At 62.1% G+C, this 10,470-nt stretch carries 6 protein-coding genes; all 6 read left to right on the top strand.

What is annotated here, in order from left to right; genetic code table 11:
• Positions 1-1,459 (top strand): 3'-5' exonuclease (locus tag E4F61_RS14400; RefSeq protein WP_238382968.1); only part of this gene is annotated, 1,459 nt, incomplete at its 5' end.
• Positions 1,456-3,372 carry an exodeoxyribonuclease V subunit alpha gene (gene recD, locus E4F61_RS14395; protein WP_133480279.1) on the top strand — a complete coding sequence of 639 codons (1,917 nt, stop codon included), beginning with the start codon at positions 1,456-1,458 and terminating at the stop codon, positions 3,370-3,372. The genes E4F61_RS14400 and recD, both read left to right, overlap by 4 nt.
• A gap of 50 nt (positions 3,373-3,422) precedes the next feature.
• Entirely contained in the window at positions 3,423-6,065 is a 2,643-nt protein-coding gene (locus E4F61_RS14390; protein WP_238382967.1) for an AAA family ATPase, read from the top strand.
• Positions 6,010-7,365, top strand: a complete 1,356-nt coding sequence (locus E4F61_RS14385; protein WP_238382966.1) for an McrC family protein — start codon at positions 6,010-6,012, stop codon at positions 7,363-7,365. The genes E4F61_RS14390 and E4F61_RS14385 overlap by 56 nt, the downstream gene beginning before the upstream one ends.
• Positions 7,366-7,600: 235 nt before the next feature.
• Positions 7,601-8,785 carry a phospholipase D family protein gene (locus tag E4F61_RS14380; protein ID WP_133480277.1) on the top strand — a complete coding sequence of 395 codons (1,185 nt, stop codon included), beginning with the start codon at positions 7,601-7,603 and terminating at the stop codon, positions 8,783-8,785.
• A gap of 30 nt (positions 8,786-8,815) precedes the next feature.
• On the top strand, positions 8,816-10,192 hold the full coding sequence (locus E4F61_RS14375) for a hypothetical protein (RefSeq protein ID WP_133480276.1): 1,377 nt from the start codon (positions 8,816-8,818) through the stop codon (positions 10,190-10,192).
• The last annotated feature ends 278 nt before the right edge of the window (positions 10,193-10,470 follow it).

The raw sequence follows: 10,470 nt of genomic DNA, 5'->3' as shown, positions 1-10,470 counted from the left end.
CGACGTCGCCCAGCTGCGTATGGAATCCGACAACGCATGCGTGCGGCTCATGACGCTGCATGCCAGTAAGGGACTGGAGTTTCCCATCGTGTTCCTGCCGCTGATGTGGGCACATGGCGAACGGGACAATGCGTCGCTCTGGGTGGTCACCGACCCCGGCACAGGGAAACGCCAGCTGCAAGGGACCGATGCGGCGAAGCAGGCGTTTCTTTTGGAGCAGCAGGACGAGCGCTTCCGCGTCCTGTATGTCGCCGTGACCCGTGCCATCCATGCCTGCCATGTCATGGCATTACCCCCGGACCGGTCGGCCAAGCGTGGCTCCGTGGCGACTCTGAAGGGAACCAAGCGCACGGCACTGGATGTCATGATGGAGCGGGCGGGTGCCGATGTTTTGGATCCGGAGCTGGCGAGCCTGACCCCACATATCGATTGGGTGGCCGGCTGGGCACCGGATACGGCTGTGCTATTCCAAGGCGCGTCCAAGCTGGGCTCGAGCGATCGCCTCGCGCGACCGGAGCCGGCAAGCGGCGGCGGTCCCTTGCCTAGTCGGCACAGCTTCAGCAGCCTCAATCGAGTTCATCACGTAGCGCCTGCTGTCGAGGAAGCCAGCGCGGCAGACGAAAGCCTGCCGGCCAGTTCGGCTCATGCCACCGCGCATGAGGGGTCGGGGGAGAACCCGGAGGGCATGCGGGAACCGCATCCGGCGCTGAAGGCACTCCGGGTTGTCCGAGGCACGGAGTTTGGCAACGCGGTGCATGCGGTTTTCGAGAATCGCGAGGTCGGACAGCCCATCGCGACGCAGGGGGCGCTCGTGCGCCAGTGTCTGGCCGACGCAGGCGCCCGGGTGCCTGCGTCGGCCGCCGACTTCGTCCCGCGCCTGGCCGAGCGGCTGGACGCTGCGCTCGCAGCGCCCCTGGGTCTGCAGACAGCGGCAGCGCTCCAGCTGGGGCAGGTGCCCGTCGGCGACCTGTGCCCGGAGATGCGCTTCAACTTGGCTCTTGGCGAGGTCAATCTGGCGACGCTCCGGGACGCCTGCGGCCGGCACGGCTATGGCCACCTCATTCCGAACAATCGACGCATCATCAGTGGTTTCCTAAATGGGGCAATCGATCTCGTCTTCCATCATGAAGGCCGCTTCCACGTGCTGGATTACAAGGGCAATGACTTGGGCGATGCGATTGAAGGCTATGAAGTGCCTGCGCTGGATGCGGCGATGCAGGCGGCGGGTTATCCATTCCAGGCCCTGATCTATTCCGTCGCAGTCGATCGTTACCTGCGTCAGCGCCTGGGAACGTCCTACCGGCGGGGCGAGCACCTTGGGGAATGCGTCTACCTCTTCATCCGGGCTGCCGGTTTGTCGCCCACCGCGGGCATCTGGCGGCATCGGTTCCCTGATGCGTTGATCGAGGATGTGTCTACGGTGCTCGACGGCCGCGTGGCGCAGAGGGAGGCCGCATGAGCGCGCAATTGCGATCCGGATATCACTTCGAGCCCATCGAAGCGTTGCCCGAACCGCCCGCGGAATGGCGGGCGCTGGACCACGCTGTCGCCCGCTGGGTCGTCGCCCACGGGGGGGCGGTACAGACCGCTGCCGCGGCGGGCTGGGCCAGCTGGGCGGAGGGGTCGGGTCACACGGCAATACCGCTTAGGCGGGATGACGGTACTGCCGGGACAGCTGACCGCGCGCACTGGCCTGCGCTCTCGATCCGCGATCTGGAAGCGCTGAAAGCGGATCCGCTGGTCACCTGTCCCGTGCCGGGCGAGCAGGTGTTGGCGCCCTTCGTCCTGGACCGTGACCACTTCTTCCTGCGGCGTAGCTATATCGCGGAATGTGCGGTGGCCGCCCACGTCAGGACGCGTGTGGCCGCGACGGACGCTGCCTCAACCGTCACGGACGCTGATCTCGACGTTCTATTCGCAGGCGACACTGACGTGCGGGTCCAACCGCAGCGCGAGGCGGTCCGCCGGGTTGTCGGCCGCCGCTTCTTCGTCCTGACCGGAGGGCCGGGTACCGGCAAAACCACGACGGTACTGCGGATGCTGACGATGCTGACCTGCGATCGGGCCCGCCGGGGCCTGCCGGAGGCGGTGATCCGCGCCGCAGCCCCGACCGGAAAGGCTGCGCAGCGGCTCGCCGAATCCCTAAGGGAGGGCGCTGCCCGGTTCAGTGAGTCTCTCGGGTCGGTCCGGGACTCCTCCAGCGAGGATTGGGCCGCACACCTGGCGTGTGCCGTGCGCGCCGAAGCAAGCACCTTGCACCGCCTGCTGGGAAGCCGCGGCCAGAGCGGCTTCAGTCGGTCCGCAGGCTCGCCCGTGCCCGCCGACATCGTGGTGGTGGACGAGGCTTCGATGATCGATCTCGCCCTGCTGCGGGCCCTTTTCGAGGCGCTGCGCGAGGACACCGTTCTCATCCTCGTAGGCGATGCGGACCAGCTCACATCGGTCGGTGCCGGGTCCGCCCTGCTCGACATCGTTTCAGCATTCGAAGGGTCGAGGGCCACCGATGCCGCCGCGGCACCGCCGCTGGTCCGGCTGACGCATAGCTTCCGCTCCGACGCGGTGCTCGTGCCAATCAACGAGGCCGTGAGAGCCGGCGACCCGGTGGCGCTCAACACTGCTTTCGTTGCGGCCGGCGAACGCTTCGAGCACAGGCGAGTCGAGACGCCTTCCGACTGCCAGCAGGCACTGGAGGCCTGGGCAGCCAGGATGCATCGCTGCCTGGCCGCAGCCGGCGCATTCGATCCTGTTCCGCCCGAACGGACAGACCTCGTTGCCAAGGCACTCGACGGGCTGCGCCACTGCCAGCTGCTATGCGCGCTTCGCGAGGGCGAGTTCGGTGCCCAGGACGCCGCACGTCAGCTGGAGAGAAGCCTTCGTGACCGGATGCCAGGCGACTGGCCGGACGAGTGGTATCCCGGCCGAGCCGTGATGATCACTCGCAACGACTACACGACTGGGCTGTCCAACGGCGACACAGGGATCTGCCTGCAGGACAAGGGCGGTCGCCTCGCGGTCTGGTTCGAAATCGCGTCGGACCCCGAGCGATCAAACGCCCAACCTGTATCCGGCACGCACCGTCGCTTCGTCCGATTTGCCCCGGGTAACCTGCCCGACCATCGAAGCGCCGCCGCGATCACGATCCACAAGAGCCAAGGATCCGAGTACGACCACGCCGCGGTGCTTCTGCCCCCCGACGCATCCCATCAAATCCTCTGTCGCCAGCTGGTCTATACCGCGCTGTCGCGCGCCAAAAGGAGCACCGAGCTTTGGGCGACACAGGAAAGCCTGCATCGGTGCATTGAGCAAAAGGTTTCCCGTCACGGCGCGCTGGCGGCGCGAGTTGCTGCTGCCGACAACTCAGGCACCGCGTAGCGCCGGTCTGCCGTCCCCCACTCACTTAATCATTTGCGAGAACACGCAGCGTGCAGCAGGACCGATTCCTCACCGATATCTGGGCGATACGCAAGGACGGCGTCCGAGTCCATCCTTATCGGGTGGAGCGTGGCCCGAAAGCCGGGCTGTTCGACGTCAGCTGGACCGGTAAAACCGACGCATTCGTGGGAGTGACCGAAGAGGAGCTCCTTGCTGGAATGCGCGCAGGCGCTTTCAGCACCCCTGGAACCGTCCGAATGCTCCCACTCCAGGCCCATCCAGGGGAGCAGAAGAACGCGTACGCGCCGGTGTTCTACCAAGGCAAGAAAATACGTGATCTGTTTCCGAGAAAAGGGGAGTCGACGTTCATCGTGAACGACGCATTCGAGCAGGGCTATCAGCGGCTCAAGAGCCGGTTCTTGGAGGTGTACCCGGACTTCGGCACCTTCGCGAGCTGTGCGGAAAACGAGGAGCGCGACCGGGACTACAAGGACGAGCTCATCACGCTGTTCCGCGAGCGGGTGCGGCCCCACCTGGAGTCCGGCGGCTGGCTCGACGCAGGAAATGCTGCCATCGCGCTGCTGTCCACCCCGCTGGCGCATGGCGACCGCAAGCCACAGAACATCGTAGGTTGGAGGTACGTCGGCGTACTGCGTGAACTCGACGACGCTGGTCGCGGAGCATTCGGCCAGCTACTGGCCGCATTGCTCGATGAGGGGGCGGACTTGGAACAACGGGTCGGCGATTTCGTGGGCGCTCTTCGAGAAATCGTCGAGCCCAAGAACCGCCTGCTCCCGGCAGCCCAGCGCTCGATCACCGGGTTCTTCCTTGCCGTTTCCGAGCCGACACGGCACATCTTTCTAAAGACCCATGAGATGGGGCGTGCCCTTGCAAAGCTCGACCCCTCATTTCGATGGGACTCCAGCGGCCTGACAGGACGAAATGTCGTGCGCGTAGAGCAGCTGGCACGAAGGCTCTTCGATCGGCTCACCGCCGACGGTTATGAGCCGCGTGACCTGATCGACGTGCAGTCATTCCTGTGGGTGGCGACTGTCTACGTCGACGATGACACGCCCGAGGAAGAGGATGCGCAAATGGAAGCAACGCCACTAAGCAGGGCACCCGGCGCCCAGCGCATCGACATACCGCTGAATCAGATCCTCTTCGGACCGCCGGGCACGGGCAAGACGTTTACCACGGTCGCCAAGGCGCTCGAGATCCTGGATCCGGCCTGCGTGCTGGCCCAGCCGGAGGATGCGACTGAGGACGCCCGCCGTGCGCGCCTTAAAGCCCGATTTGATGAGCTGGCTGATGAGGGGCTCATTCAATTCGTCACCTTCCACCAAAGCTTCAGCTACGAAGACTTTATTGAAGGCATTCGCGCCGAAAGCGATCCCGAGACCCAGCAGCTGCGGTATGTGGTTGCCGACGGACTCTTCAAGAAGGTTTGCGAGGCCGCCCGCGCACGCGTCGTTCGACAGGCGGATCTCGAGGGCACTCTTGAGCTATCGGGCCGACGCGTCTGGAAGCTGTCGCTTGGCGACTATCTTGCTGAAGGGCACATATTCACCGAGTGCATGGAGCGTGGAATCGCGCTCATGGGGTTCGGGGCGGGCGCGGACTTTTCCGCCTGCCGCACCCGGCAGGACATCGTTTATGAATTCGCCAATGCCGGCGAACCGCATGAGTCCGCGGATTATCCAGTCACAGCGGTCAACACGATTGTGCTGCAGATGAAGCCGGGCGACTTGATCGTCGTAACCGAGGGCAACCTCAAATTCCGGGCAATCGGAGAGATCACCGGAGACTACCGCTGGGTTGACCGTGGTGGCGCCGACCACTACACGCAGGGGCGGCCGGTTCGTTGGCTGCGCGTCTATGACCCAGCGCTGCCTTACGAAGAGTTGATGTCAAATCGGTTCAGTCAAATGACGGTGTACGAGTTGCGGCCTGGCTCAGTCGACCTCGAGAAGCTCCGGCGCTTGCTTTCTCCACTGCCGGCGACGTCGGAGCCGCCACAGCCACGAGTCCTGATCATCGACGAGATCAACCGAGGCAACGTATCTAGAATCTTCGGCGAGCTCATCACTCTGATTGAGCCATCTAAGCGAACAGGGGAGCCCGAGGCGCTCAGCGTGACGCTTCCCTATTCGAAGGACACGTTCAGCGTGCCAGCGAATGTGTTCCTAATTGGCACGATGAACACGGCGGATCGCTCGCTTTCAGGCCTCGATATTGCCCTCCGGCGACGTTTCCACTTCACAGAGATGCCTCCGCGGGCGGACGTCCTTACGGGCATTGAGGTTGAAGGACTGGACATTTCCGAGCTGCTCGCAATTATGAACCAGCGAATCGAGCTGCTGCTCGATCGGGACCACCAGCTGGGCCATACCTATTTCCTACCGTTGAGAACCACGCCAACGCTTGACCGGCTGGCGTCGATCTTCCGTAGCCAAGTCATTCCGCTACTCCAGGAGTACTTCTTCGAGGACTGGCAACGGATCGCATGGGTACTGAACGATCATCGCAAGTCTCCCGGCTTCCAGTTCGTGGCGCGTGCCACATACAGCGCGGCGCAGCTTCTCGGGCCGGACGTCGACGTCGCGGCTGACACCAAGCTATGGCGCATTGACGCCGATGCTTTCCACCGCCTGGAAAGCTACCAAGGCATCCTGCATGGGCAGTCAGCCTGACGGCATGCACCACGTCGTCGTCAGAGAACATGCTCGGCTGACGGTTGACCCGGCCCCCACCGGCTCCCTCGTCGAGGCCCAGGTGACGGAAACGGCCTTCGAATGGCTGTGCCGCGAAAGCGCGAGGCTGTCGCGCACAGGCGCGTCGCTAGTCCAGATTGAGGGCCGCCGCCTGTTGCGCCTGGACAATTACGTTGGAGTCGTCGAAACGCCTTGCGGGACGCGGATCGAGATCCTGCCGAAGTCGGTGGACGGCGCGGAGGACGCCCCAGCCGCGCGCCGTCTGCTTAAGCGCATGCTCGCACGTTGCCTGGATCTCCCGAGGCGCGAAACTGGCCCGGCCGATATCGAGGCATTCCGCACGCCATTGACCGAATGGGTGATGCATGCATTTCTCGAGGAGCTCAGCATCCTCGTTAAGAAGGGCATCCGTTTTGATTACCGCGCCGTTCGCGAGCAGCAGCCCTATCTGCGGGGCAGGCTCGAGACAGTTCGTCAGCTCAGGCAGCCGCCGGGGCGGGCCCATCTGTTTCAGATCGAACACGATGTCTTCGATGCTGATCGCCCGGAGAACCGGCTGCTCGCCTCTGCGCTGGACATTGTTCGATTACGAACGCGCGAGCAGAGGAACTGGAGGCTCGCACACGAGCTCGCGGCGGTCCTCCACGAGGTGCCACGTAGTCAGAACGTCGCTGCCGACTTCCGCCGATGGCAGTCGAACCGGCTCATGGGAAGCTATCGCGCCGTTCGCCCCTGGTGTGCGCTGCTCTTGGACGAGTCTGTGCCAATGTCGGTCCACGGCGCCTGGCGTGGAAAGAGCCTGCTGTTTCCGATGGAAACAGTATTCGAGCGCTACGTGGAGGTGTGCCTTCGCGCCCAGCTTCAGCCAGGTGCTCGGTTGCGTCCGCAAGCGTCCCATGAATACCTGTGCGAGCACGCTGGCGACCGCTGGTTCAATTTGCAGCCTGATTTCCTCCTCGAGGCCGGAGACTCGCGGATCGTCCTCGATACCAAATGGAAGCGGGTCGATAGCCACTTGATTGGCACCAAAGACAAGTACGGGCTCCGCCAGGCGGATTTTTACCAACTGTTCGCCTATGGACACCGCTACCTTGGAGGAGCCGGTGACATGCTTCTCGTCTATCCAGTTACAACGGACTTCCGCGAAGCACTGCCGCCGTTCAACTACACGCCCGAGCTGCAGCTGGCCGTCGTTCCTTTCGATCTAATTAGCGGACGATTGATGCCGGTGCCCAAAACGTTCACGGAGAGAGTAGCGAGCTTACTCGCCCCGTGTTGACCTGTTGAAGCTGGCCGAGCTGCCGCAGTGCGCCGTGGGGCCTCTCTAGTCCACCAGCTAGCTGACACGCGCGGGGCTCCAGCGATACCGCGGAAAGCCCGGTCCGGACGCTCCAGCAAAGGCTCACGTTTCCAGGCTACGGCGCGGCCCTACTTGGCATTAAGCGTCAGAGATCGGCCGGCGCGCAAAGCCGGCACAAGATGAAAATAACCGTGCAAAGGCATCCAGCAAACGTATGAAGACCAAAGTCATCACCGACGTAGACTCGCTCTACATTGCACTCGAAGCCCTTTTCGCTTGGGCTGATCGTGTCGACATGTGCTTCGCTTGGGTGAATTCCGGGCAGGGCAAGGGTAGGCACTGGCAGACAATGCAGCTCGGAAAGGTCGGTCGCGCCGTTATCGGAACCGCATTTGCCCAAACAGAGCCTTCAGCCCTTGAGGTCCTCGACAAGAAGCCCGATCGTCTTCGCCTCATGATCAACTCGGAGGGCACGTTTCACCCCAAGGTTATTAGCGGACGCAAGGGCAACCGAGCGAAGGCAATCGTTGGATCGGCAAATTTTACGACGGCTGCCTATACGTCCAATACCGAGCTTTGCGTGCTACTTGACGGCTCTACCGACGACAGCGAACTTGACGCACTTCAAACGTTTATCGACGAGCAATGGATGCTCGGAACGAGATTGTCGCCCACTTGGCTAGAGCAGTATCGGCAAGTATGGGAATCCGCAAGGCGCAAAAAGATCACAGTCCCAGGTGCCAAGCTTGAGATCTCGTCGATATCCAGCCTCAGCATGTCATGGGAGGCGTACGTCAGCCTGATCGATGCCCAGCACGAGAGGCCTCTTGCCGACGGCAATAAAGTTCGGGTGTTTGGCGAACATCCCTCATACCTCTATGAACTGGATGAAGCTGAAAGAATCTTTCGGGACCAGCCCAAGTTCGCAGCTATATCGAGGCCCGACCGTCAGTTCCTGATGGGGATGGGGAGATCCAGCGGCTTCATCGGGACAATGCGAGCGGCTGGCTTCGCCAAGAACATTGTGTACGAATCCCCAGACGCAGTAGGAGCAGCTTTGGACCGCGTTCCGTTGGACGGGCCCGTAAGTCGGGGCCTCATCGAAGACGTGATTGGCAAGCTGACCGAACTCAAGGGAGTCAAGATCGGCGTCGTGAGCCGTCTGCTGGCGGTCAAGCGCCCGGATCTTTTCGTCTCCGTGAATAACGGGAGTAAGCCGCAGCTCGCACGTTTAATTGGCGGAAAACGCGTAGACACCGTCGGGCAATATCTCGCACTGCTCGACCATGTCTGGTCCACCGAGTGGTATACCGCCGGCGAGCCAAAGGACTCGCGTGAAGTGACCATTTGGCGACGTCGGGCCGCTCTCCTTGACTCAGCGCTCTACGAGCAAGTGTGAAGGCGCGGCTGCCGATCTTACGACACCGACATGCTGCACTCTAACGCCAATCTCTCCGCCGCTGGCGGAGCCGCGATTGGCAGCGTCGGTGGACTGCCAAGCGTTGTTCTGGGCGCGACTGCCGTCGCCTTCGCACCAAAGTGGCTGAAGAAGAAGGTGGCATCGGTGGTTTCATCGCACAGGGTCACGCTTCCCTGCATCAATCATTTGGCTCGCATTCGTCTGCTCGAGGAAGACGTCTACAGGGCATCTGCGAGCGTCACGCCGGCGAGCGAACTTGCACCATCCCGATGTGGCGTAGAGCAGCAGCTGGGTGGATCGCTAATACTTCACCACCAAGCTGACAGCAATGCGATTGAAGTGATGGACGTTCCGATCACTTCTTTTCCTTCGTCCGCCAAGCGGATCGACGTGAGGAAGTCTGGAATCAACCGTCTTTCTCCGTTGTTTCAGACGGCCCCGGGGCTGGTCACGGCAAGCGAAGTCGCGAGCGAGCGGTACATGAGGGTTGTCGTGAATGGCCCGCTTACGCTGGCCAAAGACGGCAATGGATTTCGCGGGATTGTGCACGGCGCCGACGGAAAAATCAGTGAGCATGTTCGCCTGTTCGAGGGGGAACTATCGCAGGTGGTGAATTCGGCGGCCTTATTCAACGTCGCGTCCATGGCGTTGGCTCAAAAGCATCTGGCTGACATCAGCGAGCGGTTGGACGAGATCAAGGAAGGTGTAGATGAAATCAGCACCTTCCTGACTAACGAGCGCGAGGCGGAAATCACTGGAGCCATCCAGTATCTGCGGCAGGTGGCTGACCCAATCATGGGTGGAGAACTGCGCCCGGCTCTCGAACAGCAGCTCGAGGACTCGGAGAAGCGCCTACTGGCGGTGCAAGGCCACCTCAAGGCAGACATCATCGGACTCATCGCTCAGGCTGCAGAAGCCAAAGATGAGGGCAAATTTGGCACTTCCGTTTTTCGAGAGCGGCTCGTCAAGCTCCAGGTGGCCTTTGACGAAACCGTCCATCAGTGGAAATTGTGTCTGGCCGCTCGCATGATGGCGTGCCGACTGCTATGCAATTTCTCCGGTACGGTTTTGACGGTTGAGTCGCGGGAGCAGAGCATTCGCAATGATGCAGAATGGCTCATCGGCCCGCATGGTGCCCTATCCCAGTTTGAAGCCGCTGTTTTGGGAAAGCTGTCTGCCTTTTCAGCATTGGGAGACAGCAAGATTGAACTCGCGGCAAACCGTGAGTCTGTGCGAATTACGCATCAGTCGTTGCTGCCTGCGTTGAGGCAAGATGCGGCCATTCTTTCAGCGCAGTTCGACCGCCTGATGAATGAGAACCGCATGCCGGTTGAGCTGCTGGTTGCCGTGCGCGGTGGCGAGGTGTTTGAACTCGCCGCCGCCTAATTTATGCCGTGGTGACCTATAAGCGCCCTGCTGTAAACGTTAAAAAAGTGATGGAGACGCAAAGCCACCGCAGCAGCGCCGCGCCGACTCGAACTTGCGTTCGCTACGCTAGGCGTAGCAAGCGCAGCGGGCCGGGTAGGCGGACCGTAGGCTACGCTCTGAGATAGCGGTGCCGGCGCATGATGCACATGCGACGCGTCATGTCGCACCGCTGCTTAGGGTAGGACGTGTCCGAGCCACGGGTGCTGGCTCGGCCCCAACCACACGAGGCAACTCAT

Source organism: Cognatilysobacter segetis (assembly GCF_004359965.1).
GTDB classification, from domain to species: domain Bacteria; phylum Pseudomonadota; class Gammaproteobacteria; order Xanthomonadales; family Xanthomonadaceae; genus Cognatilysobacter; species Cognatilysobacter segetis.
This window is presented reverse-complemented; position numbering and strand designations above follow the sequence as displayed.